The 24,435-nt window shown below is 68.9% G+C and carries 26 protein-coding genes and 2 pseudogenes; 16 read left to right on the top strand and 12 right to left on the bottom strand.

The window, feature by feature from the left end; genetic code table 11:
- Positions 1-125: 125 nt before the first annotated feature.
- Both ACTMTI_RS52095 and ACTMTI_RS52090 read right to left on the bottom strand, forming a co-directional pair.
- Positions 126-1,238, bottom strand: a complete 1,113-nt coding sequence (locus tag ACTMTI_RS52095) for an alkene reductase (protein ID WP_441128347.1) — start codon at positions 1,236-1,238, stop codon at positions 126-128.
- 508 nt (positions 1,239-1,746) lie between these two features.
- Complete coding sequence (locus ACTMTI_RS52090; protein ID WP_441128346.1) at positions 1,747-3,090, bottom strand: aldehyde dehydrogenase family protein; 1,344 nt, start codon at positions 3,088-3,090, stop codon at positions 1,747-1,749.
- 173 nt (positions 3,091-3,263) lie between these two features.
- On the opposite strand from ACTMTI_RS52090, the gene ACTMTI_RS52085 reads away from it, so the two are divergent.
- The gene (locus ACTMTI_RS52085) at positions 3,264-4,187 is read left to right on the top strand and encodes a helix-turn-helix domain-containing protein (RefSeq protein ID WP_441128345.1); all 924 of its coding nucleotides are present in this window, start codon (positions 3,264-3,266) and stop codon (positions 4,185-4,187) included.
- 67 nt (positions 4,188-4,254) lie between these two features.
- Here ACTMTI_RS52085 and ACTMTI_RS52080 read toward each other — a convergent pair whose 3' ends face one another.
- Positions 4,255-4,545: a hypothetical protein gene (locus ACTMTI_RS52080; RefSeq protein WP_441128344.1), complete on the bottom strand. Its 291-nt coding sequence runs from the start codon at positions 4,543-4,545 to the stop codon at positions 4,255-4,257.
- A gap of 67 nt (positions 4,546-4,612) precedes the next feature.
- Between ACTMTI_RS52080 and ACTMTI_RS52075 the strand changes: the two genes are divergently transcribed.
- Together ACTMTI_RS52075 and ACTMTI_RS52070 are read left to right on the top strand one after the other, a co-directional pair.
- Positions 4,613-4,954 (top strand): helix-turn-helix domain-containing protein, encoded by a 342-nt coding sequence (locus tag ACTMTI_RS52075; protein WP_441128343.1) that lies wholly within the window; start codon positions 4,613-4,615, stop codon positions 4,952-4,954.
- A 140-nt stretch (positions 4,955-5,094) separates the two neighbouring features.
- The gene (locus tag ACTMTI_RS52070; RefSeq protein ID WP_441128342.1) at positions 5,095-5,754 is read left to right on the top strand and encodes an IS630 family transposase; all 660 of its coding nucleotides are present in this window, start codon (positions 5,095-5,097) and stop codon (positions 5,752-5,754) included.
- Positions 5,755-5,806: 52 nt separating this feature from the next.
- Here the strand turns inward: ACTMTI_RS52070 and ACTMTI_RS52065 are convergent, their stop codons facing one another.
- Positions 5,807-6,109: a hypothetical protein gene (locus ACTMTI_RS52065; RefSeq protein WP_441128341.1), complete on the bottom strand. Its 303-nt coding sequence runs from the start codon at positions 6,107-6,109 to the stop codon at positions 5,807-5,809.
- A 33-nt stretch (positions 6,110-6,142) separates the two neighbouring features.
- Here ACTMTI_RS52065 and ACTMTI_RS52060 point away from each other — a divergent pair, with 33 nt between their 5' ends.
- Positions 6,143-6,547, top strand: a complete 405-nt coding sequence (locus ACTMTI_RS52060; protein WP_441128340.1) for a UTRA domain-containing protein — start codon at positions 6,143-6,145, stop codon at positions 6,545-6,547.
- Between the two features lie 297 nt (positions 6,548-6,844).
- Here the strand turns inward: ACTMTI_RS52060 and ACTMTI_RS52055 are convergent, their stop codons facing one another.
- Complete coding sequence (locus tag ACTMTI_RS52055) at positions 6,845-7,249, bottom strand: hypothetical protein (RefSeq protein WP_441128339.1); 405 nt, start codon at positions 7,247-7,249, stop codon at positions 6,845-6,847.
- 309 nt (positions 7,250-7,558) lie between these two features.
- On the opposite strand from ACTMTI_RS52055, the gene ACTMTI_RS52050 reads away from it, so the two are divergent.
- Together ACTMTI_RS52050 and ACTMTI_RS52045 are read left to right on the top strand one after the other, a co-directional pair.
- Positions 7,559-7,936, top strand: a complete 378-nt coding sequence (locus ACTMTI_RS52050; protein ID WP_441128338.1) for a hypothetical protein — start codon at positions 7,559-7,561, stop codon at positions 7,934-7,936.
- A 998-nt stretch (positions 7,937-8,934) separates the two neighbouring features.
- Positions 8,935-9,801: a hypothetical protein gene (locus ACTMTI_RS52045; RefSeq protein ID WP_441128337.1), complete on the top strand. Its 867-nt coding sequence runs from the start codon at positions 8,935-8,937 to the stop codon at positions 9,799-9,801.
- A gap of 73 nt (positions 9,802-9,874) precedes the next feature.
- On the opposite strand, the gene ACTMTI_RS52040 is transcribed toward ACTMTI_RS52045, so the two are convergent.
- Entirely contained in the window at positions 9,875-12,463 is a 2,589-nt protein-coding gene (locus tag ACTMTI_RS52040; RefSeq protein WP_441128336.1) for an ATP-binding protein, read from the bottom strand.
- Positions 12,464-12,663: 200 nt separating this feature from the next.
- Here ACTMTI_RS52040 and ACTMTI_RS52035 point away from each other — a divergent pair, with 200 nt between their 5' ends.
- Both ACTMTI_RS52035 and ACTMTI_RS52030 read left to right on the top strand, forming a co-directional pair.
- Positions 12,664-12,906, top strand: coding sequence for an STAS domain-containing protein (locus ACTMTI_RS52035; RefSeq protein WP_441128375.1), 243 nt, complete (start codon positions 12,664-12,666; stop codon positions 12,904-12,906).
- Between the two features lie 103 nt (positions 12,907-13,009).
- Positions 13,010-13,390, top strand: coding sequence for a RidA family protein (locus ACTMTI_RS52030; RefSeq protein WP_441128335.1), 381 nt, complete (start codon positions 13,010-13,012; stop codon positions 13,388-13,390).
- 279 nt (positions 13,391-13,669) lie between these two features.
- On the opposite strand, the gene ACTMTI_RS52025 is transcribed toward ACTMTI_RS52030, so the two are convergent.
- Positions 13,670-14,221 (bottom strand): hypothetical protein, encoded by a 552-nt coding sequence (locus ACTMTI_RS52025; RefSeq protein ID WP_441128334.1) that lies wholly within the window; start codon positions 14,219-14,221, stop codon positions 13,670-13,672.
- Between the two features lie 536 nt (positions 14,222-14,757).
- Here ACTMTI_RS52025 and ACTMTI_RS52020 point away from each other — a divergent pair.
- From ACTMTI_RS52020 to ACTMTI_RS52005, 4 genes are all read left to right on the top strand, one after another.
- Positions 14,758-15,117 (top strand): hypothetical protein, encoded by a 360-nt coding sequence (locus ACTMTI_RS52020; protein WP_441128333.1) that lies wholly within the window; start codon positions 14,758-14,760, stop codon positions 15,115-15,117.
- 212 nt (positions 15,118-15,329) lie between these two features.
- Complete coding sequence (locus ACTMTI_RS52015) at positions 15,330-16,031, top strand: DUF4386 domain-containing protein (RefSeq protein WP_441128332.1); 702 nt, start codon at positions 15,330-15,332, stop codon at positions 16,029-16,031.
- A 122-nt stretch (positions 16,032-16,153) separates the two neighbouring features.
- Positions 16,154-16,891, top strand: coding sequence for a DUF4386 domain-containing protein (locus ACTMTI_RS52010; RefSeq protein WP_441128331.1), 738 nt, complete (start codon positions 16,154-16,156; stop codon positions 16,889-16,891).
- Positions 16,888-17,526, top strand: a complete 639-nt coding sequence (locus tag ACTMTI_RS52005) for a DUF4386 domain-containing protein (RefSeq protein ID WP_441128330.1) — start codon at positions 16,888-16,890, stop codon at positions 17,524-17,526. Before ACTMTI_RS52010 ends, ACTMTI_RS52005 begins: the two co-directional genes overlap by 4 nt.
- A gap of 298 nt (positions 17,527-17,824) precedes the next feature.
- Here ACTMTI_RS52005 and ACTMTI_RS52000 read toward each other — a convergent pair.
- From ACTMTI_RS52000 to ACTMTI_RS51985, 4 genes and pseudogenes are all read right to left on the bottom strand, one after another.
- A pseudogene (locus ACTMTI_RS52000) lies at positions 17,825-18,235 on the bottom strand (cytochrome P450); the annotation flags it as partial.
- 665 nt (positions 18,236-18,900) lie between these two features.
- The gene (locus tag ACTMTI_RS51995) at positions 18,901-19,485 is read right to left on the bottom strand and encodes a hydrolase (RefSeq protein WP_441128329.1); all 585 of its coding nucleotides are present in this window, start codon (positions 19,483-19,485) and stop codon (positions 18,901-18,903) included.
- A gap of 115 nt (positions 19,486-19,600) precedes the next feature.
- On the bottom strand, positions 19,601-20,359 hold the full coding sequence (locus ACTMTI_RS51990; RefSeq protein WP_441128328.1) for an SDR family oxidoreductase: 759 nt from the start codon (positions 20,357-20,359) through the stop codon (positions 19,601-19,603).
- A 14-nt stretch (positions 20,360-20,373) separates the two neighbouring features.
- Positions 20,374-20,871: a carboxymuconolactone decarboxylase family protein gene (locus ACTMTI_RS51985; RefSeq protein WP_441128327.1), complete on the bottom strand. Its 498-nt coding sequence runs from the start codon at positions 20,869-20,871 to the stop codon at positions 20,374-20,376.
- A gap of 202 nt (positions 20,872-21,073) precedes the next feature.
- Between ACTMTI_RS51985 and ACTMTI_RS51980 the strand changes: the two genes are divergently transcribed.
- Entirely contained in the window at positions 21,074-22,012 is a 939-nt protein-coding gene (locus ACTMTI_RS51980; protein WP_441128326.1) for an RNA polymerase sigma-70 factor, read from the top strand.
- Between the two features lie 9 nt (positions 22,013-22,021).
- Here the strand turns inward: ACTMTI_RS51980 and ACTMTI_RS51975 are convergent, their stop codons facing one another.
- Positions 22,022-22,312 (bottom strand): helix-turn-helix domain-containing protein, encoded by a 291-nt coding sequence (locus ACTMTI_RS51975; protein WP_441128325.1) that lies wholly within the window; start codon positions 22,310-22,312, stop codon positions 22,022-22,024.
- Positions 22,313-22,383: 71 nt separating this feature from the next.
- Here ACTMTI_RS51975 and ACTMTI_RS51970 point away from each other — a divergent pair, with 71 nt between their 5' ends.
- The 3 genes and pseudogenes from ACTMTI_RS51970 to ACTMTI_RS51960 all read left to right on the top strand — a co-directional run.
- Positions 22,384-23,136 carry an EamA family transporter gene (locus ACTMTI_RS51970; protein ID WP_441128324.1) on the top strand — a complete coding sequence of 251 codons (753 nt, stop codon included), beginning with the start codon at positions 22,384-22,386 and terminating at the stop codon, positions 23,134-23,136.
- A gap of 31 nt (positions 23,137-23,167) precedes the next feature.
- The gene (locus ACTMTI_RS51965) at positions 23,168-23,875 is read left to right on the top strand and encodes an alpha/beta hydrolase (RefSeq protein WP_441128323.1); all 708 of its coding nucleotides are present in this window, start codon (positions 23,168-23,170) and stop codon (positions 23,873-23,875) included.
- 297 nt (positions 23,876-24,172) lie between these two features.
- A pseudogene (locus tag ACTMTI_RS51960) lies at positions 24,173-24,280 on the top strand (transposase); the annotation flags it as partial.
- Between the last annotated feature and the right edge of the window lie 155 nt (positions 24,281-24,435).

Here is a 24,435-nt window from a genome sequence, read left to right as displayed (position 1 = left end):
GACGGTCCTCGAGCCGGTGATCGCCGGTGTGACCGCGGGCTCAAAGGGGCGGGCACAGTGTCGCCGGTCGGGCGCCTGTCCATGTGTGAGTGGGGCTGCCGCATGGTCAGGCGTGACCGTGGGCCTCAAGCCGCTTCGAGGAAGGGGTAGTCGGTGTAGCCCTCGGCGCCCGGCCCGTAGAACAGTTCCGGCCGCGGCTCGTTCTCCGGGTGGCCACCCTGCCAGCGCTCGACCAGGTCGGGGTTGGCGATGAGGGCCCGGCCCACGACCACGGCGTCGGCGTGGTCGGCCTCGATCTGCTGGAGCGCCCGCTCGCGGGTGGTCTGCCCCCCGAAGGGGCCGTTGTTGACGATCAGCTTGCCGTCGAAGCGCCGCCGCAGCTCCTGTACCAGCTCGCCGCCCGGCTCGGCGTGCAGTACGGAGAGGTAGGCCAGGCCCAGCGGGCGCAGTTGGTCCATCAGGGTGCCGTAGGTGGCCAGGACGTCGTCCCGGTCGGTCTCGAAGACGTCCCCGAGGTCGACCTCCGGCGAGATCCGCAGCCCGACCCGCTCGGCACCGACGGCCTGGGCGACCGCCGTGACGACCTCGACGACGAAGCGGGCGCGGTTCTGCGGCGAGCCGCCGTATCCATCGGTGCGCTGGTTGGCCGCCGGGGAGAGGAACTCCTGGAGCAGGTAGCCGTTGGCGCCGTGGATTTCCACGCCGTCCGCTCCCGCCTCGATGGCCCGGCGGGCCGCGGTGACGAAGTCCTCCAGGGCTGCACGGATCTCTGCGGTGGTCATCGCTTCCGGTACGGGGTAGGGCTGCTCGCCCTTCTCGGTGAACGTCTTGCCGTCGATGGCGATCGCGCTGGGGGCGAGGATGCGGCGGCCACCGTTGATGTCGGGGTGGGTGCCGCGGCCGGCGTGCATGATCTGCAGGACGATACGGCCGCCCTCGGCGTGCACCGCCTCGAACACCCGCTGCCAGCCGGCCGCCTGCTCGTCGGTGGCGATGCCCGGCTCACCGACATACCCCTGCGACGCGTGGTCGGGGTAGGTGCCCTCGGTGATGATCATTCCGACGCTCGCCCGCTGCCGGTAGTACTCGACCATCAGGTCCCCGGGAATGCCGGAGGAACCGGCCCGGACCCGGGTCAGCGGTGCCATGACGATGCGGTTGGCGAGCTCGATCTTCCCGAGAGAGACGGGGGAGAAAAGCGACGGAACGGGCGAAACGTCTGAAATGTTGACAGTCATGGGTTTCTTTCTTTCTGCAATACGGAGGGAGACGGGATGAAGGTCTGCGACGCAGGGGGGCCACGCTGTCCCGGCGGAGGCGCGGATGCGGTCCTCGGGCAGGCGCGGGCCCGCTGACGGTGACGCGGTTCCAGGACCGCGATCGGGGTGTGGGTGGTGTTGGCGGCGAACGCGGTGAGAGCCGCATGCCGTCGGCGTCGGTGTCGACGCCGGTCAAGCGCAACTGCCCGCCGGAGTACGGGCGTTCGCTCCTTGCGCACGATCAGCAGCCAGCCAGGTGACGAAGTCATGGGTGCCGCCGCCGGAGTCGGTACGGATCGGTGTCTGCAGGCCGCGCCGCGACCGACTCCCTCGACGCGCCCCCGCGAAGAGGACCGATACACGGCTTCACCTGGAACGCGCTTTGGGCGGTGGCGGGAACAGCGATCTCAGCGATCCTCATTCTCGGCCTGAGGCACTTCCGCCGGCCGATCGCCCATCGGCCAGCCTGCTTCACGAAAGCGCGAGGCTAGCTGAGCGGTACGTCCGCGACAGCCTTGAGGTGGCTGAACGTCTCGAGGGAATACCGGCCGTGGTACCGACCCATGCCGCTTTCGCCGACGCCACCGAAAGGCAGGCCGGGCATGAGCAGTTGCATCACCGGCTGGCCCCAGGCGACGCCGCCGGAGGACGTCTCATTCAAGAGGCGCGACTTGGTGGCCTCGGACGTGGTGAAGGCGTAGAGCGCGAGGGGCTTGTCGCGTTCGTTGATGAAGGCGATGGCGGCATCGAGGTCTGCGACTTCGACGACGGCGAGGATCGGACCGAAGATCTCCTCCTGCATGACCGGCGATGCGGGGTCGACATCGGTGAGCACGGTCGGTGCGATGAACAGGTCGTCACGGTCGTGCTGGCCTCCCACCGCCGCCCGGCCGGAGTCCAGCAGACGGGTGAGCCGGTCGAAGTGCCGCTCGTTGATGATCCGGCCGAAGCCGGCTGCGGTCTGCGGGGTGGTGCCGAACTGGGCTTCGACCGCCGTGCGCAGGGCGGGAACCAGTGCGGCGGCGGTGGCAGGATCGGCCAGGACATAGTCGGGGGCTATGCACTGCTGCCCCGCGTTGCCGAACTTGGCGCCGACCAGCCGCTTCGCGGTCTCGTCCACGTCAGCGTCAGGTGCCACGAAGACCGGCGACTTGCCCCCAAGTTCGAGCGTGACCGGGGTGAGGTTCTTGGCTGCTGCGGCCATGACGATCCGGCCGACCGTGCCATTGCCCGTGTAGAAGATGTGGTCGAAACGCTGTGCCAGGAGGGCCGTGGTCTCCTCGGCTCCCCCCTCGACCACGGTGAGCACGTCGGCGTCGAAGTACTCTCGCAGGAGGCGTGAAGCCACTGCCGATGTGTGCACCGAGATCTCGCTCGGCTTGGCCACCACGGTGTTTCCGGCGGCCAGTGCGCCGATGATGGGGTCGATGAGAAGATGCAGCGGGAAATTCCACGGAGCGATCACCAGGACGACCCCGAGCGGGTCGTACGTGGTGTAAGCGGTTGTCGTGGGACCGAAGTGGGCAGGAACCTCCACCGGGCGAGGCTGAAGCCAGCTCTCGAGACTCGCCAGCGTCTCGTCGATGTCAGCAACGGTGAAGTCGATCTCCTGCGTCTTCGCCTCGGCGGCGTTCTTCCTCAGATCCGCCCAGAGCGCTTCGAGCAGCTCCTGCTCGTTTTCGACCAGCAGTGCCCGTAGCCGCTGCAGCTGGTTGACGCGCCAGTCCAGTCCGCGGGTGACGCCGGTGTTGAACGTCGCACGAAGGCGGCCGACCACCTCGGCCGTTTCGCTCTGGCGCGTCCTCGACTCGGTCCCCTGTGTTGCGGTCATGGGGTGTGCTCCGTTCTTGATGCAAGCCACGCCCCGGCTGCCTTCCAGCCGGGCACGGTCTCCAGCGTGCTGGACGATCCGGTATTCACCCAGGTCACGGCTTTGCGTACGTCCGCTGTGCCTACCACTGGCTGGGTCAGGCAGGTGTGCGTCCGACCGTGGATACTCAAGACATGGACGAATACCCCGAACCGGTGCACGAGCCCGCCGCCGGCGCTCTGGACCCGCGTGCCGAGCTCAGTGAGTTCTTGCGCACCCGGCGGGCCCGGCTGAGGCCGGAGGACGTGGGGCTGCCGGACTTCGGGCGGCACCGGCGGGTGCCGGGGCTGCGCCGCGAGGAGCTGGCGCAGCTGGCCGGAGTGTCGGTGGCGTACTACACGCGCCTGGAGCAGGGCAACGGGCGCAACGTGTCGGCGGAGATCCTCGACGCCATCGCCCGCGCGCTGCGGCTCAGCGACGCCGAGCACGCCCACCTCACACACCTGGCGAAGCCGAAACAGAAGAAGAAGCCGGCCGTCCGCGCCCAGCAGGTGCGGGGCCCCCTGCGGACGCTGCTGGACACCATGGACGGCGTCCCGGCGATCCTCGTGGGGCGGCGCTCGGACATCCTCGCCTGGAACCGGATGGCCGCGGCGGTCTTCGGCGACTGGGCGGAGCTGCCGGCGCACGAGCGGAACTGGGCGCGGCTGGTGTTCCTGAGGCCCGAGTACCGCGACCTGTTCGTGGACTGGGAGCACAAAGCGATCGACGTCGTCGCTCAGCTGCGCATGGACGCCGGCTCCCATCCGGACGACCCCCGGCTGTCCGCGCTGGTGGGCGAACTCTCCGTGAAGAGCGAGGAGTTCAGGCGGCTGTGGGCCACCCACGACGTCAAGGACAAGTGCCACGGCATCCAGCGCCTGCACCACCCGCTCGTCGGCGAACTCGATCTCCGCCTCGAGTCATTCCACCTGGCCGACGACCACGAACAGACGCTGGCGACGTACCACGCCGAACCGGGCTCCCCGTCGGCGGAGGCGCTGCGACTGCTGGCCAGCTGGGGCACGGACGCGACCCGGGCGGGAACGGGCACGCCATCGGCACATAGGGCTCGATGAACTTCCAATGATTGTCGGAGAGTTGACTGCGCCTCACACCCGCTCTGCGCGTCGATTTGATCACTTCTCAGAAGGTGGCCTGATCGAGGAGCTCGAGCAGGTGGTGGTACGGCTTGCCGGTAGTCCGGGTCAAGCCCAGCTCGCAGGTGCGGTTGACGGAGGCGTGCGCGGCGAACTCCTCGGCCCGAACGGCGGCCGCCTCCTCCCGTGTGGCCGATGCGGTCAGCTCGGGGTGGAGCAGCCCGCGGTCACCGGCGAAGGCGCAGCACTGCCAGCCGTCCGGGACCACCACCTGGTCGGCGATCGCCGCGGTGATCCGGTCGATCGCGGTGTCCAGGCCTAGTGCTGCGTTCCTCAAAGGGTGTGGGATTGCCTCTGGCCAGGAGCCTTGAGCAGGCGGATTCTCATGGCAGGAGGGTTTCGCCATGCCGAAACTACTGTTCGCGCGGGCTCCGCGCGATGAGAGGGAAGAACGCACTATGCGCCGGTTGGCCGGTGCCCGGCACGCTCCCGGTGACTGGATTCAGCGCGCCCGGATCGTGGTGGCCAGCTGGGACGGGCTGCGGGTGCCGGCAATCGCGGCCAGACTGGGCTGTCACCCGGAAACGGTGCGCCGGCGGTTACACCGGTTCAACGGTGAAGGGATCGATGGCCTGGGCGATCGGCCCGGGCCTGGGCGACGACCGCGGCTCACCGAAAGCGAGCGCAGCCAGATCATCGCCCTGGTCAAAACGACCCCGCCAGGGCGGCCGGTGCCCGATCCGTGACTGAACGGGCTGGCCGCCGCCGAGGAGGAAGATGCGCCGGGCGTGTGGACGCTGGACACGCTGACGGCTGTGGCCCGTGCCGCCGGAATCGAGGTCGGTCGCTCTCAAGTGCGCCGGATCCTGCTGAAGGAAGGGGTGAGATGGCGCCGCCCCCGATCCTGGACCACCAGCAAAGACCCGGAATTCGCCGCAAAAGATCCCGGATCGTGGACCTCTATACGCGCCCGCCGTCCGGCGCGATAGTGGTCTGCGCAGATGAGCTTGGGCCCGTGGTGCCGCGGGCCTTCCCACCCGCATCCGGCTGGTCGCCTGATGGGCACCGGATCAAAGCGCCGCTGGACTACTCTCGCGGCCCTGAAAAGACCTGGGTATACGGAGGTCTGCGCATCGCCGACGGGACCGCGGTCACCATGACCGCCCCATCCCGCAGCAGCCGCTACTACCAGCAGTTTCTCGCCAAGATCGAGAACGCCAACCCTGGCACCGCTCCCATCTTCGTCATCACCGACAACTTATCCAGCCACAACAGCTACGCCACCCGGGAATGGCTGGCCGGCCATCCCCGGATCCGGCAGGTCTTCATCCCGGTCGGCGCCTGCTGGCTCAACCTGCAGGAGGCCTGGTGGCGCATCTTCCGGAGGCATGCCATCGCCGGGCAGTGTTTCGTCGGCCCCGACGACATCGACTACGCCACCCGCATCGCCACCGCCCAACTCAACGCCCAGGCCAGACCCTGGGTCTGGGGACGTCCACCACCGCCACCACGGCAGCTACGCCGACGGTTCACCTACACCCTTTGAGGAACGCAGCACTAGGGCCTGTTTTCTAATGGCGCGAGGAGAAGCGGGCTGATCATCTGGCGTGTTGGTGAGTGGCGAGCCAATCGCTGACATGCTGGGCGATCTTGTCGTGGTCGGTGTGGATGGCGTGCTGGTGCTCCTGCCGGTCAGGATCGGCGAGTTCGACTTCGTAGCCGCCGTCGGGGAGCAGGGACACCGAGGCATACCAGGCGGCGCTCTCGTCGGCGGGGTTGATGGTGACGAAGGTGTTGTCGTCGTGGTTGAGGCCGGCAATCAGCAGGAGGAGGGCGTCTTGGTCGGGGTCGTCGACGAAGCGGCCGTTTTCGGTGTCGGCGATGAAGAAGTCGGCGGCCATCTCGCTCTCCTCGGGTTGTGGTGGTGATCAGCGATGCTCCAGGATGGCATGCCGCGGCGGCGCGACTGTCGTCCGCCGCGACCGGCACGCGCTCCTCAACGGCCAGGCCGTCATGCTCGACACGGCGTACTACCCGCTCGCCCTGGTCGACGGCACCCCCCGGCCGGCAGCGGCAAGGTCGACGGCGGCATCTTGGCCGCGCTCATCGCCGCCAGCGTGCTCGATCCCGCGACCGCCCGAGTCCGGGAACTCATCGGAGCCCGCACCGCGGCGAAAGACGAGGCCGAGACACTTCGGCTCCGTCCCGGCGTGTCCGTCCTGACCGCTGAGCGCCTCACCCGAGACGGGGAAGCGCAGCCGGTGGAGCTGCTGTATCGAGTTGCGAACGCGCGGCGGATTCGACTCCAGGCCGACGACCTACCGCTGAGGACCCTCTAACCTACGCCGCCAAGCCCTACGTGTGAGGGTCTGCGTGCCGGTGAACGCCCGGCAGAGCCGGCAATCAGGCCTCAAACATGGCCAGCTCCCATTGTCCGGTGCCGGATTGTCGGGAGGATTGTCTCGGGACTGCCGTTGACAACGGACTTCAGAGAAGATCATCCGAAGATCGGTGATGCGTTTGAGGAGCGCGACGGAGGCGGCACAGCACGTGGGGCCGATACCCCGTACCGCCTCCCGTGGTCGTCGAGCCCCTCTCGGATGCCTCGCCAGACCGTCAGAAGCACGTACCGGATGCTAATTACCGAAGCACTCCTTGCTGATAATCTTCCCGGTCTCCAGGTCCGTGCATATCGAGCACTTCCGGCCCGGCCTACCCGGCAGCGGGTCCGCGACTGTCGCGCAGTCGCGCTGCGTCGGTGCAGGGGGCTTCGCCGGTTCAGTGGGCTTCTTTTCCTTCTTCTCGCAGTAATGCTTCTTGTATCCGCTGCCCTTCTTGACCCTACAGTAGAGGCACCTCTGGTTCTCCTCCTCGAACCATTTGCACTTAGGCGCGTGCCAGGACGTGCAATTGGTGAGTGAAGTGGACTTGGCGGGCGTGGCGACGGCGCGGACTTTCTCGGCCTGCGCTGCCTGAGAGGCCGTCGACGGAACGAGCGCAGCAGCCGCAAGGGCGCTGGCGGCACATATTTCCTTGAGCATGAATCCTCCCACCGCATTCGTCTTCCGCTGTCCTTCTCATGGTGACCCGCCACGGCGGAGAAACGTCAAGACATACGAGCAGACTTCTTTCCCGGCCACTGAAACGCATTTCCGGGTTAAAACGTGCCGCCGCAACATGATGCACTGGCGCCCACTTTCCCATGGAATCACTTTTACGTTGGGCGGCCACACCTTTCTCGCTCCACAGCCGCCGGATGGCGCTCCATTGAACCGGCACCCGGGCCTACCAGATTGAGCTGCGCGAGCGCGGCGAGCCGCACCATAGCACGCGTGTTCGATACTGGACCGATGGACTTTGACGAGCTACTGCGGGTCGCGCTGCGCAGCTGGCCGCACGATCGCGGCCCAGGCGGCTGGCTCCACCCTTACGACGACGACCGCCCCGACTACCTGGTGTGGTCGGTCGTCGAGCACGTCCACGCCAGGTTTGAGGCGCCGCGCGAGGAGATCGAAGAGTACGTGCCGCTGCTCGGGATGACCCTGCCGCGGGTGACGCGTATGTTCAGGCTGCGCGCCTATCTGGTCGATCTGACCTCGGAGTGGGACCTGCCGACCATGAAACGTGTGCTGCTGCACCAGCGGCCCAGCCCGATGACGCCCTGGTGGTTCCTGCGGCAGGCGAGCGAGGAGGAGATCGCCGCGATGGAGCAGTACCGCGCGGCGTGACACCGGCGCGAGGAGTGGCTGGGGTCTCGTGGAGGGCCGTTCAGGAGCAAAAGCCCCGTCCTGCACGGGGTGAATTCCAGGGGTTGTCGCAACACGGTGATCGATCTCTAGCGTCGAGAAGCATAGCGAGACGCTCGGCCGGACTGCCCCAGCCAAGCGTCTTCGCCGTCTGGCACAGGCATCCGGGACTTGGGCTGCGGGTGGCCAGGCTTGTTGGACATGCTCTGCGGCTTGTCCTTTGGGTCCCGATCTTCGCGTTTGCACCGTTCAGCGACAAAGGGTCGTTTATTCGCAGAACGGGCTATGCCCCGCGCAACTGCGCCAGCTGGGGCTGACGCCCTGACAGGTTCGGCGCCGCGCTCCCGGTTGTCGGCGTAGGCGGTTGACGTAGGGATGGCCCCGCGCCGGGCGCGGGGCCACCTCCTACTCGGTGGTGGCGCGCACCATCGAACCCGCCGCCGGACGGGTGACAGGCCCCCGGCGCCCGCATCCGGGACGGCCCGCCCGCTGCCCCGGCCCGGCCGGGGTCTGGGCAGGCGGAAGGCCAGCTGCACGATCGTGCCGCCGGGGCCGCTGGACAGGCGGCTGCCGTCGGCCGGCTCGCCGGTCAGCCACAGGCCGCGCCCGCCGGCCCCCGTCCGGGTTCTGGTCGGTAGCCGAGCGGCGCGCGCAGCCGGCGCCGTTCTCGCCTCGGCAGGCCGGCAGTCCCGGCCCATCGTCGCTGAGATGCTCAATGAGCAACGTGCCCGTCGTCGGCGCCTGCGCGGACGCCCTGGCGGTCAGTGGCCGCCCTGGCGGTCAGTGGCCGCCGGGGCCGATCTCGGTAGCGGTTACCGATGTCGCACCTGTCCGTCGGCCGCAGACTCGCCGATATAAGAAGCGGGTCATGTTGCGATATGTCGTTCAGCGAATCCCCTCACAAGAGGCTGATCAGAGCACCGAAGTGCTGAACTCCCTTCGCGGCATGAACCCGCTGTGCCAATCCTGAAGGAAGCGTCATGAACATTGTTCGTATCGTCCTTGCGGCGGTGGTCGCGGCCGCGGGAATGCTCGTCGCCGGCCAGGCCTCCGCCGCTCCGGCCTCATCGGCGGCCGCGGCATTCCAGATCCAATACATCAAGCGTGTCTTCTCCGGCGCGCCGAACACGGTGGTGAGCGGCACGGCGCTCTGCCCAAGTGGCACCCGGATGGTCTCCTCCGCCGCGGGCAACGCCGGCATCGCCGCCATCACCCCGCTCCGGGACTTCTCGGGAGCGGAGGCCGTCGGCCGTCTCAGAAGTACGGCCAGCCGGGCCTTCCTGGAGATCGTCGTCGGCTGTCTGCCGACGGCCCAGGTCCCCGGCCTGAGCTCGTCCAACTGGATCTCACTCACGGAGAACTTCTTCCCCGACGCGCGGGGCAATCGCCGGGGCGTGGTGACCTGCCCGTCCGGGATGCGCGCGTTCGGCGGTGGCGGCTCCTTACGGACTCCGGAGGGCGCTCTCAGCACCAAAGGCAACGCGATGTACTCCAACGCGGTGACCGCTGACGGCACCGGCTGGACCATGAAGGTCTTCTCATCGAGTCTCAGTGAGAAGCTCGTCATCACCACGCAGTGCGCACCGCTGGCCGGTGCGCAGGTCCGCCAGACCGGCATCCCGCTCCCCATCAACGCCAGGGAGGAGATCGTCCACGTTCCGTGCTTGCCGGGATGGACCATGATCTCGGGCGGGGTTTACCTGTCCAAGTCGGACGGCACCGAACAGCAGGGAGTGATTCTCGACTCACTCCCGGGCGCCGAGGGCTGGGTCGCCAGCGGAAACTCCCATGGCTTCCGCGACACCAAGCTGGTCGCCCTGGCGCAGTGTTTCCTTCCCACCGGCTGACCTAACCTGATCTTCCGCCGGCAGGAGCCCGCCCGGCGCCTCGGGGCGGGCTCCTCTCAACGGCTGTCGGCGCTCATCGCCGCGGATCGAGGACGCCGAGGTCGCGGGCGCGGGCGACCGCCTCCTTACGGGTGCGGACGCCGAGCTTGTCCAGCGCCGCCGCGACGTGACTGTCCACGGTGCGCACCGAGAGGACGAGCCGGCCGGCGATCTCGGCGTTGGTCATGCCCAGGGCGAGGAGCTGGACGACCTCGCTCTGGCGTTCGGTCAGCCCGGCCGGGTTGACCCGGGTCGCGGGTGTCGGACCGCGGGGGATCCGGGTCACGCCGAGGCTTCTCAGGCGTGCCCGGACCAGCCGGGCCAGCGGCTCGGCTCCCAGGTCGTCGAGCAGAACCAGAGCCGCCAGCTGGTCGTCTGGCTCGGGGCTGTCGGCCAGGGCCGCCGCGTATTCGTACCGGCAGCCGGCGGCCCGCCACGCCTCGGCGGCCTCCCGCCGGCGGCCGTCGGCGAGCAGCGCGTAGGGATGGTCCAGTCCCTTCCCGCCGACGGGGCGGCCCGCCCGGCCCAGCCAGTAGGCCAGCTCCGCCCGGATGGCGGGCGTGCCGAACCGGAGGGCCAGCTCGTAGGCCTCGGTCAATTCGGCGGCGGCGTCGCCGGCGTCGCCGGCGAGCATGGCCGCCTCGGCCAGCGCCGCGGCGGCCGGGCCGATCCACTGGCACTCGCGCAGGGGTAGCGCGATCTGCCACGCCTCACGCAGCGTCTCCACCGCACCGGGTTCGCCGCGGCGCAGCCGGGTTCGGCCGATCAGCGTCACCGCGGCGCATCGCACCGGCGGGGAGCTGTCGAGTGCGTAGGCCGCGGCCGGCACGACCTGATCCCATTCGGCGCTCGCGAAATACAACGCCCCCAACGCCACCTGGAGATATCGGGTGAACATCACGAAGTCGGAGCGCTCGGCGAACTCGATGCCCTCGGGGAGCAGCCGCCTGGCGTCGTCGAGATGCAGGAGTTCCAGGTCGTACAGGATGAGGTTCACGTAGGCCCGGCAGGCGTGTTCCGGCTCGTCGGCGGCGAGTGCGATCTGCAGGCTCTCCTCCATGGTGGAGTGTGCGCGTGCGTCACCGGTTCCCCAGAGCGCCATGGCGAGATTGTTGAGCGCGTGTGACAGGGTCGCGGGCGTGTCCTTGCCGAGCGCGATGGCCTGCTCGGCCACGACGATGGCCTCGGCGTTGCGCCCCACCAGCGCGTGCAGTTGCGCCTTGCCGCTGAGCGCCATCGCCAGCAGGTCGTCGTCGCCGGCGGCGGTGAGGACGGCGATGGCCTCGTCGGCCGCCGTGTCCGCCCCGTCCGGGTCCCCGGCCCACCAGCAGATCCGTGATAGCCAGCGCAGGGAAGCCCCGTAGACACGTGGGTCGTCACCGCGCCGCAGCTCGACGGCCCTGCGTTGGGCCGCCAGCGCGTCGCCGGCCGGGGCGTCGATGGTGTAGCACTCGATGGCGAAGCCCTCCCACAGCTCCGCCTCGGCTCGTGGCTCGAGGATCGGGTGCTGGTCGAGCACCAGCCGCAGATGGGCCGCCGCTTCGCGGTGCGCCCCGGCCGCCGATGCCTGCCGGGCGGCGATCGGCCCGTATTGGAGGATGACGGCGCTGTCGCCCGCCTGGGCCGCGTGATGCACCACCCGGGACACGTCGGTCCCCGGCCGAGCCAGGAGCGCGGCGAGCACGCTGCGGTTGGCCGCCATCCGCCGCGCGGCCGGCATCGAGTCCACCACCGCGCGCCGGGTCAGCTCGTGGCGGAAGCCCACCCGGCTCGGCGTGACCGCGATCAGGCCGCGCTGCTCGGCCGGGGCGAGTGCCGCCGGACCCCCCGGTACGAGCACCTCTACGAGCCAGCGCTGTACGACCGACGGCACGACGGCGAGCCGTTCGAGGATCTCCAAGGTGGCCGGGTCGAGATGCGCTGTCCGGGCCTGGACGGCGTCCGCGATCGTGAGCGGCACCGCCGTCGCGTCGCCTGAGGCCAGAACCTCGGTAACGAAGTACGGGTTGCCCGAGGTTATCGCGAAGACCTCATCGGCATCGGCGTTCGCGGCGGCGCTCAGCCGGCGCACCGCGGCCTCGGTGAGCCGGGCCAGGCGCAGCCGGCGGACCGGCCCGACCCGCGAAGCCAGTCCGAGCAGGTGCCGCAGCGGATGGTCGGTGCCCAGCTCGTCGTCGCGGTAGGTCAGCACCAGGACCAGCGGCAGCTGCGCAGCCCGGCGGACGAGGTAGCGCAGCACGTCGAAGGTCGCCTCGTCGGCCCAGTGCACATCCTCGACGGCGAGCACGGTCGGGTGGCCGGCCCAGCCGAGTTCGTCGCGCAGGGCCTCCAGCACCTCGCCCCGGTCACCGCGCTCCAGCGCCCGGGTCAGCACCGTGCCGACGCTGCCGATGAGATCCCGTAACGGGCCGAGCACCCGCGGCGTCACCAGGTCGTCGCAGTAGCCGACGAGGAGCCTGCCTTCCGCCGGCAGCACTCCGCGAATGGCCTCGACCAGGCTCGACTTCCCGATCCCTGCTTCGCCGGAGATGAGGACCACCGTGCCGGATCCGTCGCCGGCGTCGCGGACGGAGCTGCCCAGCGCCGCCAGCTCGTCTTCTCGCTCCAGGATCGCGTTGCCCACTTCTCACAGTCTGGCATCCGCCCGTCCCGATATGGGTGATGCCGTGGCCCGGCCTAGGTAGCCGGCACCGAAGCCGAAGCGGCCGGGCCGCCCTAGAACTGAGGGGAAAGCTCACGCGACGAGACAAGGAGCATCCGGCGGGGTCGCCTAGACGCCCTTCACGCCGGAGCGGAACAGATGGGGTTCGGCGATGATCACGCATAGAAACCGGGCGTCACGTTCCGTCCAAGATCAACCTCAGCGCCAACGGCTGTTCCTGCCAGTCAAGCCCCGATCTGTCCCAGGTCACCTTCTGCGGGGCAGGCGGGCTGGGCGTGCTGGTCGGCGTGCAGGGCCGTGCCCGGGCACGAGGCATCACGCTGGCCCTGACCGGCCTTCCGCCGCGCGTGGCCCGGCTGCTGCACCTCACCGACCTGGACCGCCGCTTGCCGATCGTGGTGTGATCCGGCAGGTCAACCGAGTCCGGCGACGTCAGGGCAGGCCTTGTCGGCGGTTGAGCGCTTCATCCGAGGAGAACAGAACCCCGTCAAGAGCAGGAGCAATGCGATGCCGCGAGAAGTCATCTCCACGCCCGAGGCGCCGAAATATCCCAGCTACAGCCAGGCGGTGAAGGCGGGCAACACGATCTACGTCGCCGGGACAGTGGGAGTCGATGTGGCGACCGGCGAGCTGGCAGGGCCCACGATCCAGGAGCAGACCCGCCAGTCGCTGCTCAACTGCCAGGCGATCCTGCGCGCCGGCGGCGCTGCTTTGAGCGGCGCCGTCATGGTCCACACCTTGCTGCTGCGCCCCGAGGACGCCGACGGCGTCAATGAGGTCTTCGACGAGTTCTTCCCGGACGTGCGGCCGCCGCGCTGTGTGAGCAAGCTAGGTGTCGACCGGCAGGGGATTCTGGTGTCGATCGCCATGGTCGCCGTCACTGACTGATCGTCGGACCTGACCCTGGCCTTCCGGCTTCGCCGGACCAGACACTCTCGACCCGCTTCATCGCTGTCGGTACGGCGTCGGCCGGCCGCGCCCCAGCCATTCCACGGGTCCAGGTCCCCCGGGTACGGCGCGTGGCTCAGCAGGGCGAGTGGAAGGAGATCCGCCGTTCGGCGCCGCAAGCCCCATGACGGCGGCCCGAGCGCCGGACCTTGAGCCAAGCTCCGCCACCGCCCACGCAAGGGCCGATCTCCGGGACCGGTCCCCGCGTGCGCCGATCCGCTACGGGCAGAGCACCCTGGTTTCGGCAGTGCACTGGTCGAAGCCCGGGCCGCCGTTGGCGGCGTCGTTGCCTCCCAGGCCGTTGAGGACGTCATCGCCTGCCCGGCCGAAGACCACGTCTCTGGCCGTCCCGCCGAAGAAGACGTCCTTGCCACGCCCCATGTCCGCCCTGGAACGCGGGGAGGTGAAGTTCCGGAGCGTGTCGTCGCCGCCCCTGGTGGCCGCCCTGATCCGGACGATTCCCGCAGCGGGGCAGGACACCTCGTTGGCGGTTGCCGCCACGCACGGCGCGACCGCCGGGACCACATCGAGGGTGTTCCTGACGTGCAGCCGACCGCCGGCGCCGACGAACACGGTGATGTTGTCCGGCCCGTTGCCCGCGATGATCCGCAGCGTGCCACCGCCGGTCACGACCACGTTGCTGGCGGCATGTGCCGGCCCGGCGACGGCCAGCAGCGCGCCGGACAACGCGGCCCCCGCCGCCAGCGCGCGCACGCCGTACCTGCGCACGATGGTGGCTCGTGAGCGGCTGTCGTTCTTGCGTGTACGCATCTATCCCCTTGCCGGGGGGATGATCAGGCTCCGAAGCCGGTGCCCGATACCCCCAGTACAGCGCCATCACGGCCGCGCCTCAGTGCCGAAGCTCACCAGGGCTCTGCGTCCTTTGGCGTAGACAAGGGCGGTCAGGGCGGAGATCTGCCGGCTTCCGTTCGTTCTCTGATCCGGCTCCCGGGCCCGCTTTCCCGCCATCGGGCCTGCGGCGGTTATCGGCTGTGCTGATGGATCGTTCGCTCATCGCCGGTTTCCCTCCGGCACGGGCGGGCGTTGAGTCAAGGAGCAGGCGTTCGACCTGCGGCGCTGTCTGCCCGCGGCCGGCCCGCTGCCCGCACCGAACGGCGGTCGTCGAGACGACCGCAGGATGAGCGAAATCACCTGGCTGCGGCACTACCACGCGAGGAAGCGGAACCATGCCGATGGCCGGCAACGCCGCTGGTAAGCCTTCGCGACCCTGATTTATCTCCGCGCACCGCCCAGTCTTCTTGATCGAGCGGGGCACGGTTGCTTCCCTCACCAGAATGAGGCCCGCTGTGGCACAGCTCGACATCACCAACCTGCACTGCGTCAAGACCCGCGACGGCTTCGGAGGGGACGGCGACGAGATCGACGTCTACCTCAAGGTCGACGGCGAGGCCGAGAGGCACGTGTCCGGCCCGCACCGCCTGGACAAGTCCAGCAACGACGAGAACGTCACGCTCAACATCCACGAGCCGTTCACCACCGAGGTCCTGGTCCGCCTTCGGGAGCGCAACGGCGCCCGCGGCGGCTCCAACGATCTCGACCTCGGGATCCAAGACATCGGCCCGGCCGTCCAGAGCGCCCGTGACCTTTCCTTCAGCGGCAACAACGGGCGGGTGGTCTACACCGCGAGGATCGGCGTCTCGGCCTGAACCTGGCCCGCAGGAGACACTGCTACCCCGGCCGCCGCTCGCGGCCGGGGCGGCTCATGAAAAGTGCATGACCAGGCGTCTGCCCCACTCGTAGAGCGAGAGCTGCCGGAGCCGGGGCGCCCCGATTCCCGCCAGGCCGTTCGCACGGACCGGCCACGAAAGGCATCGACATGGCAACCAAGATGCACATCCCGCCGCCGGAACGAGGCCCGATGGACGCGACAAGGAGGACTGCGCTCGTCGCGGGCCTGCTCTACCTGATCACCATCGTCACCTCACTCCCCACGCTCGCCCTCTACAGCCCGGTGCTCAACGACCCGGGCTACATCACCGGGCCCGGCCCGGACACCGGCGTGCTGTGGGGCGCCTTCCTGGAGGTCATCTGCGCCTTCGCCTGCATCGGCACCGCGGTCGTGCTGTATCCGGTGGTCAAACGGCACAACGAGGCCGCCGCGCTCGGCTTCGTCGCCGCGCGCGTGCTGGAGGCCGCCATCATCGTCGCCGGCATCATCAGCCTCCTGGCCGTCGTGACCCTGCGGCAGTCCGCAACCGCCGGAACCGATGCGGACTCGCTCGTGATCACCGGCACCGCGCTCGTCGCGCTCCACAACTGGACGTTCCTGCTCGGGCCCGGCTTCATCCCGGCCGTGAACGCCCTGTTGCTGGGTTCCCTGCTGTACCGGGCCCGGCTCGTGCCACGGGTCATTCCCGCGGTGGGTCTCATCGGAGCGCCCTTGCTGTTGCTTTCCGCGACCGCCGTGCTGTTCGGCCTCTACCCGCAGGTCTCCGTGCTGTCAGGCATGTCGGCCGTTCCGATCTTCCTGTGGGAAGGATCGCTCGGCCTCTGGCTGGTCGTCAAGGGCTTCAAGCCCTCGCCCCTCACCGCTGTAACGGTCGCGCCCGGCGCGCGCTGACCCGCGAACCGCCGCCTGGACGACGCCCCCCGGCGGGCGCTGGAAGGGCCCCCGGGTCGCCGAGATGTTCGGCCTCCGGCCCCGAGATTGTGCTCCGGATTCTGAGGATCAGGGAGAGATCCATGAAGAGCATCTTTCATGACAGACCCGGGGCGGTCGTGAATCACGCCGGCTGGTCCATGCGCATGGCCAGTCTGATCGCGGGCATCGCCCTGCTGCTGATGACCGTCCTGGCCGTCTTCGCCAACTTCGCCGCCTTCGAGGCCCTCATCACGCCAGGAGATGCGGCCAGGACGGCCCGGGACATCACCGGCTCCGAAACGCTGTTCCGCTGGGGCGTCGCCGCCTTCGTCCTGGTGGCCGTCCTCGACATCATCGTGGCCGGCGCGCTGCTCACCCTGTTCGAGCCCGTACATCGAAGCCTCGCGGCGATGTCCGCCTGGTTCAGAATCGCCTACGCGGCCGTCCTGCTGGTGGCCGCCGCCCAGCTCGTGACCGGGCTCGACCGTCTCGACGACCCCGTACAGGTCCTGCGCGCGGCGGGAGCGTTCACCACCATCTGGCACGTCGGCCTCGTCTTCTTCTCCGTCCACCTGCTGCTGATCGGCCACCTGGCGTACCGGTCCGGTTTCATGCCGCGCGTGATCGGCATCCTGCTGGTGATCGCCGGGCTCGGCTACCTCGCCGACGGGCTCGGCCTGATGCTGATCCCGGGCTATGCGCTCGACATCGCGCTGTTCACCTTCGCCGGTGAAGTGGTGCTGATCTGCTGGCTGCTCATCAGCGGCCGCAGGCTGGCCACGCGGCCAGAGGCGGCGACGCGTACCGAACCGGACAGAGAAAGGACGGCCCCGTCATGACATCCCGGACAATCGCGGTCACGGTAGGAGCCCTGTTCATCTTCCAGATGATCTCGGCGATGATCGGCACCACCCTCACGCAGGCGTTCACCGACGGCAACCCCGACACGACGGCGCTGACCGCCGGCGTGGCGCTCATGATCTGCTCGGGCCTGGCCGTGGTGGCCATCGGCCTGCTCATGTACCGCATCCTGAAGGGCTTCAACCACAAGCTGGCCCTGTGGTACCCCGTCATGCGGGTCATCGAGTTCGCGGTCTCCGCCACCTGCGGCCTCTACCTGCTGACGCAGCTGCAAGCCGTCCCCAACACGATGTTGTGGGTGTACATCCCCACGGGCATCGGCGGCCTGGTGCTCACCTACCTGCTGTTCGCCTCCCGCATCGTCCCGCGGCCGATCGCGGTCCTCGGGCTCATCGGCTACGCCGTGCTGCTGCTGGGAGTGCCGCTGGACCTCCTCGGCGCCCTGGACATGAACGCGGGAGCAGGCATGCTCCTGCTTGCGCCGGGCGGGTTGTTCGAAGTCCTGGTCCTGCCCATCTGGCTGTTCGCCAGGGGCTTCGCACCGCCTCAGCCGGCGCGGGCCCGCGCCGTCCGAGGAGAGCAGGCCCCTTCACGAACAGGCCCGTCACTCTGACGAGCCGACCACAAGCCGACCACGAGATGGCCACCGACATGGCGATCAACTGCGAACCCAGGTGGCGAAGCGAGGTCGGCAAGACCACAGCCAGATTCGGGGTGAAGAAGCTCCCTCGACGAGACGCTCGCCGAAACCTCCGACACCCGCCGCAAACGCCACCGCCCCGGCTGCCGGCCGCGGCGATCCACGAGACAGGGGCTTCGGGGAAGCTCGGGCAGCACACGGTGCGGCCGGGGAAGCGCCGCAGCAGGGCCGGGAAGGCGATGCGCATCTCCATCCGCGCCAGCGGCGCCCCGAGACAGTGGTGCACGCCGTGGCCGAAGGCGACGTGGCCGGCGGCTCCCCGGGTGATGTCGAGGGTGTCGGGATTGTCGATGAAGGCAGGGTCGCGGTTGGCGGCGGGCAGCGAGCAGATCACGAGCGAGCCCGCAGGGATGGCATGCCCGGCGATCTCCACCTCCGTCGTGGTCGTACGAGGTGGCAGCGACTGCACGATGGACGGCCAGCGCAACAGCTCCTCGACGGCGGGCTCGACCTGGGCCGGATCCTCGCGGATCATGGCGAGCTGGTCCGGGTGCCGCAGCAGGGCCAGGGTGCCCAGGCCGAGCATGTTCGCGGTCGTCTCGTGCCCGGCCAGCAGCAGCAGTCCCGCGATGCCGATCAGCTCGTCGGTGCTGAGATCGTCGCCGTGCTCACGTACCAGCATGCCCAGCATGTCCTCGCCCGGGTCGGCCTGGGCGCGGTCCACCAGGCCGGCCATGTAGGCGCGGTCCTCTCGCTGCGCCGCTACGCGCTGCTCCATCGGCAAGGAGGTGTCCAGCAGGCGCACGGCACACTCGTGGAACTCGGCGCGGTCGGCCTGCGGCACGCCCAGCAGCTCGCAGATCACCAGCGACGGCACCGGCAGCGCGAAGTGCGCCACCAGATCAGCCGGCTTACCGGCCCGCTCCAGATCGTCCAGAGCCGCCTGGACGATCTCGGTGATCCGCGGCTCAAGCCTGCGCATCCGGCGCATCGTGAACTCCGGGGTGAGCATCCGGCGCAACCGCGTGTGCTCCGGCGGGTCGAACCCGATCAGCTGCCCGGCCTGCATCTTGGCCAGCTCGTCGGCGTCCATCTGCCCGGATCCCGGGAACGGCGTCAGGGCGCTGCTGAACCGGGCCGGATCCGACAGCACCTGGCGAACGTCCTCATGGCGGCAGACCAGGTACGCGGGCGGGCCGAACGGCGTCTCGACCCGGACCACACCCTCGCCGTCGCGAGCCCGGGCCAGCTCCTCGACCGGGTTGAACCCGTTCCGCCGCATGTGCAGCGGCAATTCCGGCGTTTGCGTCATCATCTGTCCATTCATCTGGTGATCGTGTGAGATCGTCAGGCGCGGGTCTTGGCCAGCAGGTCGAGGATCTCGGCGGTGGTAGCGCTCTCGCCGAGGAGTGGGAAGATCCGTTCAAGGCTGTTGCGATGCGCGTCCGCGTTCAGATCGGTCATGGCGTCCGTCGCCAGCGTGACGTTGTAGCCGTGTTCGTAGGCGGCGCGGGCGGTGGACTCCACGCCGATGCTGGTGGCGATCCCGGCCAGCACGACCTGCGTGACGCCGCGGCGGCGCAGCTGCAGGTCGAGATCGGTGCCGTGGAAGGCGCCCCAGGTGCGCTTGGTCACGGTGATGTCGCCGGGGTGGCCGGCCAGGTCATCGACGATGACGTCCCAGCCCGCGGGCAGGGGGCCAGGCGGGCGCGGAATCTCGGTGCGTCCTGGAGCAGCGTCCGATCCGTCCGCGCGGGCCGTGACCCGAACCAGGACAACCGGAGCACTGTGGTCGCGAAAGGCGTCAGCCAGTTGGACCGCACGGGCCACCACTTCAGCGCCGGTGAAGGGGGTTGCGGGGCGGCCGACGATGGCGTTCTGCAGGTCGATGAGGACGAGTGCGGTCGTTGTGTCGATAGTGGTGACGGGCATGAGTGAGCCCCTTTCCGAGATGCGGTGATGAGTCCAGGTTCGGAGGAAGCCTTGTTCTCGGAGCTCCGGGCCGTGGAGCTCCGAGAACAAGGTCAAGCCGTGCCATACGCCCGGCTCAGGGTTGCGTGTCGAGCCAGTCCTGGAAGGTTGGGCCGGCGAGCTTGGCGTGCGGGCTGGGCAGGAACCCGCCCTCGGCGGCAATCTCGGCATCGGGCATGCCCGAGCCGTCAACGCCGACGACCTTGATGCCTCGGCGGGCGCCGAGGAGTGCGGCCGCCTCCGCCAAGGTCTCCTTTCGGGGTCCGGCGATCTCGGGGATCGGCGTTCCTGGAGTGGGCTCGCCGGGGCCGAGGGCCAGGTCGACCAGTTCCTCGGCCACGGTGCGGCAGGCTACGAGCTGGGTGGGCAGGGCCGGGATGTAGGCGACGCCGCCCTGCTGCCAGTCCAGAAGCTGACCGACGAACTCGTGGAACTGCGCGGCCCGCAGAATGCGGACAGGGAGCGGGCCGGACAGGAGGAGTTCCTCGTGCACGTTCTTGGCGGCGAGGAAACCGGCGGTGGCCTTGTCGACGCCGATGATGGACGCCACGGTGATCTGGGCGACCCCCGCCTTCTGACCGTACTCGTGCAGATTGCGGGCCGACGTGCGGAAGAACTCCGTCGCCGCCTCCTGCTCGGAGGCGTGCCACGAGGCGACGTCGATGATGACATCCACCTCGGTGAGCGCCTCGGCCAGGCCCTCACCGGTGATGATGTCCACGCCGGTGGCTCGTGACATCGGCACGACCTGGTGCCCCCGTTCGGTGAGGACGTCGACGACGTGGCGTCCCAGCCGCCCGGTCGCTCCCGCCACCGCGAACTTGGTGATGCTCATGCTTGATGCCTTTCTTACTCGCTGTAGTTCTGGCCGGGGGGCATGCCGGGGATCGGCTTGGCGATGAGCGCGGCGGGGGTGAAGAAGCCGATGTGGGCGATCGCCATGATGAGCGTCCAGAGCGCCTTGTCGTCGTAGTGCGCGGACGCCTTGGCGTACAGCTCGTCGGGGACTCGCTCCCCGGACGGGTTCGGGGACAGGACTGCCTCCACCAGCTCCAGCGCGACCCGTTCGGCGTCGGTGAAGTAGGTGGCGTCCCGCCAGGTCGCCACGGCGGTGATGCGCTCCTCCGACTCCCCGGCCTGGCGGAGGTTGCCGGTTTCCCTGATGGTGAAGTACGTGCTGCCGAGCATCTGCCCGGCGCGCAACTGCAGCAGGTGGATGGTTACCTGCGGAATCGAGCCGTTCTTCATGACCTTGCGCAGGCCTTCGGCGACCACTGCCATCTCGGGGACGAACGGGAGGGGGTTGGGCATGCGCGACCGGAGGTCGGTCGTCGTGGGTGTAGACATGGCGAGGGCTTCCCTTCTCGTGGTGTTGCGTGCCGTACGGGTCGTTCGCGCGGCGTCCTGACGAACACGAGACGCCGTCCACCCGCCCCCCGTAACAGCGCTGTCATGTGACGTGGACCACAGAGCGCGGGTGTTACAAAACGGTCGGGAGCGGCGTCTTGTGCGTGTGGTAGAGCTAAGTGCGGACAGGCAGGGGCCGGGCATGAGTGAGCGCAGCGAGCGAACGACGGACGCACCGGGGCTGCTCGACCGGGCCGATCGCGTGGACTCCGCTACCGCGGCGTTCGTCGCCCATCGCAACCTGCTGTTCACCGTCGCCTATGAGATGCTCGGTTCGGCCGCCGACGCCGAAGACATCCTTCAGGAGACCTGGCTGCGATGGGTGGACGTCGACTTTGACACCGTGCGGGAGGAGCGTGCCTACCTGGTGCGGATTGTCACACGGCAGGCGCTGGACCGGCTGCGTGCGCTCGGTCGGCGTAAGGAGTCCTACGTCGGACCGTGGTTGCCCGAGCCGTTGCTGACCGCGCCTGATGTGGCCGAGGACGTGGAGTTGGCCGACAGCGTCTCGATGGCGATGCTGCTGGTGCTGGAGACGCTTCAGCCGATTGAGCGGGCGGTGTTCGTGCTGCGCGAGGTGTTCGATCTGGATTACGACGAGATCGCCGAGGCCGTCGACAAGAGCCCGGCCGCGGTCCGTCAGATCGCCTATCGGGCACGGGCACACGTCGCCGCGCGCCGGCCACGCGGCACCGGCTCCCCGGCCGAGCACCGAGCCGCCCTCCAGGCTTTCCAACGAGCGGTCGAAACCGGCGAGCTGCAGAGCCTGCTCGACATCCTGGCGCCGGACGTCGTCGCCCTGAGCGACGGCGGCGGTGTCAAGCATGCCCTGCTGCGGCCCATTGTGGGGGCTGACAACGTTGCTCGCCTGCTGGCCGTCGGCTGGTGGAAGCGCGACGCAGAAAGGTCGGTCGAGCTGGTGCAGATCAATGGCGGCCCGGGGCTGCTCGTCCGAGTCAACGGCGAGATCGACGGCGTGGTGGCGGTGCGAGTGGAGAACGGTTACGTCACCGGCGCCTACCACGTGCGCAATCCTGAGAAGCTGTCGCGTATTGAACAGCAGACCGCCGTGAGCCGCTGATAACCCATCTTAAAAACCAGCTCGTCGGCCAGGGCTGCCGCCTTCGCCAGCAGCTCGCGTCCGTGCTCGAGGACGACGGCGCCGAGCGATGTGATCCGTACGTCTGGGCCCACCCGGTCGATCGAACACCGGGCCGCCGACCGACCTATCCAACGCGGCGATCTGCTGGCTCACGGTCGACTGGGTGTAGCCGAGGCGGGCCGCCGCCCGGCCGAACGAGCCCTTCTCGGCGACAGCGGCCATCGCGGCCAGGTGCCTCAGTTCGCGATCGGTCGCGGGTCCCAGCGCACTCCAAGCCATCGATTTTAGCGATCAAGTCGATCGGAAACAATCGCTTTTCACGATGGCACCTGGCTCCTAGCGTGGCTGGCATGACAGTGACCACCGTCGCACCGGCAAAAACTCGAAGCCCTCTCCTGCTCGTCGGGGCCGCCCTGGCGATCGTCTACGTCGTCTGGGGATCGACCTACCTCGCGATCCGGATCATGGTCGAGGAGATGCCGCCCCTCGTGAGCGCCGGTGTCCGCTTCCTGACGGCTGGCCTGCTGGTGGGCGGGGCGCTGGCGGTGATCTGCCACCGCGTCCTGTCGGGCGAACGCCCCGCTGGCCGGACGGTGGCGGGCGTGGCGATGGGCTTCGGCGGCATGGTCGTGGTGGTCACCGCGAACGGTCTCGGTAGCGCCTTTCCGGTCTGGACCATGGCAGTCATCCTCGTCGCCGGCCTGTCGTGGGCGTTCGGCTCGTGGTACCAGCCGCGGATCGGGCTGCCGCGTGACCCGTTCGTGGTCGCGGTCTACGAGATGCTCATCGGTGGTGGGGCGCTGACGATCATCGGGTTGGCCAGTGGCGAGCACTTCGACCCGGTCGCCTACTCGGCCCGATCCTGGGCGGCGTGGGGCTACCTGGTCCTGTTCGGATCCGTCCTGGCGTTCTCCGCCCACATCTGGCTGCTGCAGTCGACGGCGACCTCTTTGGCGGCCACGTACGCGTACGTCAATCCGCTGGTGGCCGTGTGCCTGGGATGGCTGATCCTCGCCGAACCGGTGACGGTGCCGACCCTCGGCGGCGGCATGATCGTGGTGCTCGCGGTCGCCGTCGTCGTGCGCTCCGAGTTCCAACGATAAATCCGGATTCCAACAATCAAGGGAGAGTCCAATGAGCACATTCGTGTTGATCCACGGCGGAGGAGACGTCGGATGGTCCTGGCACCTGGTGGAGGCCGAGCTACGAGCGCGTGGGCACGACGTGCTGGCTCCCGACCTTCCGGGGGATGACGAGTCGAAGACCCTGGCGGACTACGCCGACGCCGTGGTCGAGGCCGTCGGTGACAAGCAGGACCTGGTCGTCGTGGGTCACTCGTTCGGTGCGTTCACCGCCCCGTTGGTCGCCGATCGGCTGTCCGTCGATGTGCTGGTCCTCCTGGCCGGCATGATCCCGTCGCCGGGTGAGTCGCCGGATGAGTGGTGGGCCAACACCGGCTACCAGAGCGCGGTGGAGGAGCAGGCCAAGCGCGATGGCGGTTTGACCGGCAGCGCGGATCCATTCGTGAGCTTCTACCACGATGTACCCCGGGGACTGGCCGAGGAGGCGATGGGCAAGGAGCGCGACCATCCGTCCAGGGCCGCATCGGCCGCTCCGTGGCCGTTGGATGCGTGGCCGAACGTGCCGACGAGGTTCGTGCTCTGCAGCGAGGACCGCTTCTTCCCGCCCGACTTCTTTCGCCGGCTGGTGCCCGAGCGCCTCGGTATAGTCCCCGACGAGATCGCGGGCGGCCACTGCGTCGCGCTCAGCCACCCCAAAGAGGTGGCGGACATGTTGGCGGGCTACGCGGCTGCCGCGTCTGCCACGAGGATCGAGCAGTGAACCGTTACTCGGCGGCGGCTGACCCGCCGGGCGTCGAGGCATGGACGCGGCCCGCGCAGACCGCCGCCAAGCGTCAGCTCCGGCACGCCGAGATCGTTGTCACCATCACCGATCTCCGCCAGCAAAAGACGAGCCCGTATGACATCTCCGTCGCCCTCTCCCCCAGCGCCGATCCGACGCTCTCCGCCAAGACGGGCGCCACCTGGTGGCCGGCGGACCTTCTGTCGCGCAGGCAGGCCGAGCGCGTCGGCCGGGCCATCCGCGGCGGCCGGCCGGTCGGAACTGGAGGCCCACAACTACCGGGCGAACAAGCTGTGGTCCGGCTCCTACTTCGCCGGATCAGTGGGCGGCGCCCCGATCAGTGTCCTGCGCCAGTACATCGAGCAGCAAAACCGACCGGCCTGATCGGGGTGGACGCCGATTCGCCTGGCGGCAAGTCGGCTGTTCTTGCCCCGCTACGCGGGCTGGTCCGCTTCACCCCCGGGCTGAAGGACTCTGCTGAGAAATTCTGATTTGGGTTATCAAGCCACGAGAGCGAGCGTTTCGAGGTGAGATGTGCG

Source organism: Nonomuraea sp. H19 (assembly GCF_052068215.1).
Classification (GTDB): Bacteria; Actinomycetota; Actinomycetes; order Streptosporangiales; family Streptosporangiaceae; genus Nonomuraea.
Note: the sequence above shows the minus strand (reverse complement) of the source record. Positions and strands in the feature narration are given on the sequence as shown.

Coding starts and splice junctions, on each gene's coding strand:
- ACTMTI_RS52095 (WP_441128347.1), bottom strand. CDS start 1,238: ATGACTGTCAACATTTCAGACGTTTCGCCCGTTCCGTCGCTTTTCTCC.
- ACTMTI_RS52090 (WP_441128346.1), bottom strand. CDS start 3,090: ATGACCGCAACACAGGGGACCGAGTCGAGGACGCGCCAGAGCGAAACG.
- ACTMTI_RS52085 (WP_441128345.1), top strand. CDS start 3,264: ATGGACGAATACCCCGAACCGGTGCACGAGCCCGCCGCCGGCGCTCTG.
- ACTMTI_RS52075 (WP_441128343.1), top strand. CDS start 4,613: ATGCCGAAACTACTGTTCGCGCGGGCTCCGCGCGATGAGAGGGAAGAA.
- ACTMTI_RS52070 (WP_441128342.1), top strand. CDS start 5,095: ATGGCGCCGCCCCCGATCCTGGACCACCAGCAAAGACCCGGAATTCGC.
- ACTMTI_RS52065 (WP_441128341.1), bottom strand. CDS start 6,109: ATGGCCGCCGACTTCTTCATCGCCGACACCGAAAACGGCCGCTTCGTC.
- ACTMTI_RS52060 (WP_441128340.1), top strand. CDS start 6,143: ATGCTCCAGGATGGCATGCCGCGGCGGCGCGACTGTCGTCCGCCGCGA.
- ACTMTI_RS52055 (WP_441128339.1), bottom strand. CDS start 7,249: ATGCTCAAGGAAATATGTGCCGCCAGCGCCCTTGCGGCTGCTGCGCTC.
- ACTMTI_RS52050 (WP_441128338.1), top strand. CDS start 7,559: ATGGACTTTGACGAGCTACTGCGGGTCGCGCTGCGCAGCTGGCCGCAC.
- ACTMTI_RS52045 (WP_441128337.1), top strand. CDS start 8,935: ATGAACATTGTTCGTATCGTCCTTGCGGCGGTGGTCGCGGCCGCGGGA.
- ACTMTI_RS52030 (WP_441128335.1), top strand. CDS start 13,010: ATGCCGCGAGAAGTCATCTCCACGCCCGAGGCGCCGAAATATCCCAGC.
- ACTMTI_RS52025 (WP_441128334.1), bottom strand. CDS start 14,221: ATGCGTACACGCAAGAACGACAGCCGCTCACGAGCCACCATCGTGCGC.
- ACTMTI_RS52015 (WP_441128332.1), top strand. CDS start 15,330: ATGGACGCGACAAGGAGGACTGCGCTCGTCGCGGGCCTGCTCTACCTG.
- ACTMTI_RS52010 (WP_441128331.1), top strand. CDS start 16,154: ATGAAGAGCATCTTTCATGACAGACCCGGGGCGGTCGTGAATCACGCC.
- ACTMTI_RS52005 (WP_441128330.1), top strand. CDS start 16,888: ATGACATCCCGGACAATCGCGGTCACGGTAGGAGCCCTGTTCATCTTC.
- ACTMTI_RS51995 (WP_441128329.1), bottom strand. CDS start 19,485: ATGCCCGTCACCACTATCGACACAACGACCGCACTCGTCCTCATCGAC.
- ACTMTI_RS51990 (WP_441128328.1), bottom strand. CDS start 20,359: ATGAGCATCACCAAGTTCGCGGTGGCGGGAGCGACCGGGCGGCTGGGA.
- ACTMTI_RS51985 (WP_441128327.1), bottom strand. CDS start 20,871: ATGTCTACACCCACGACGACCGACCTCCGGTCGCGCATGCCCAACCCC.
- ACTMTI_RS51980 (WP_441128326.1), top strand. CDS start 21,074: ATGAGTGAGCGCAGCGAGCGAACGACGGACGCACCGGGGCTGCTCGAC.
- ACTMTI_RS51975 (WP_441128325.1), bottom strand. CDS start 22,312: ATGGCTTGGAGTGCGCTGGGACCCGCGACCGATCGCGAACTGAGGCAC.
- ACTMTI_RS51970 (WP_441128324.1), top strand. CDS start 22,384: ATGACAGTGACCACCGTCGCACCGGCAAAAACTCGAAGCCCTCTCCTG.
- ACTMTI_RS51965 (WP_441128323.1), top strand. CDS start 23,168: ATGAGCACATTCGTGTTGATCCACGGCGGAGGAGACGTCGGATGGTCC.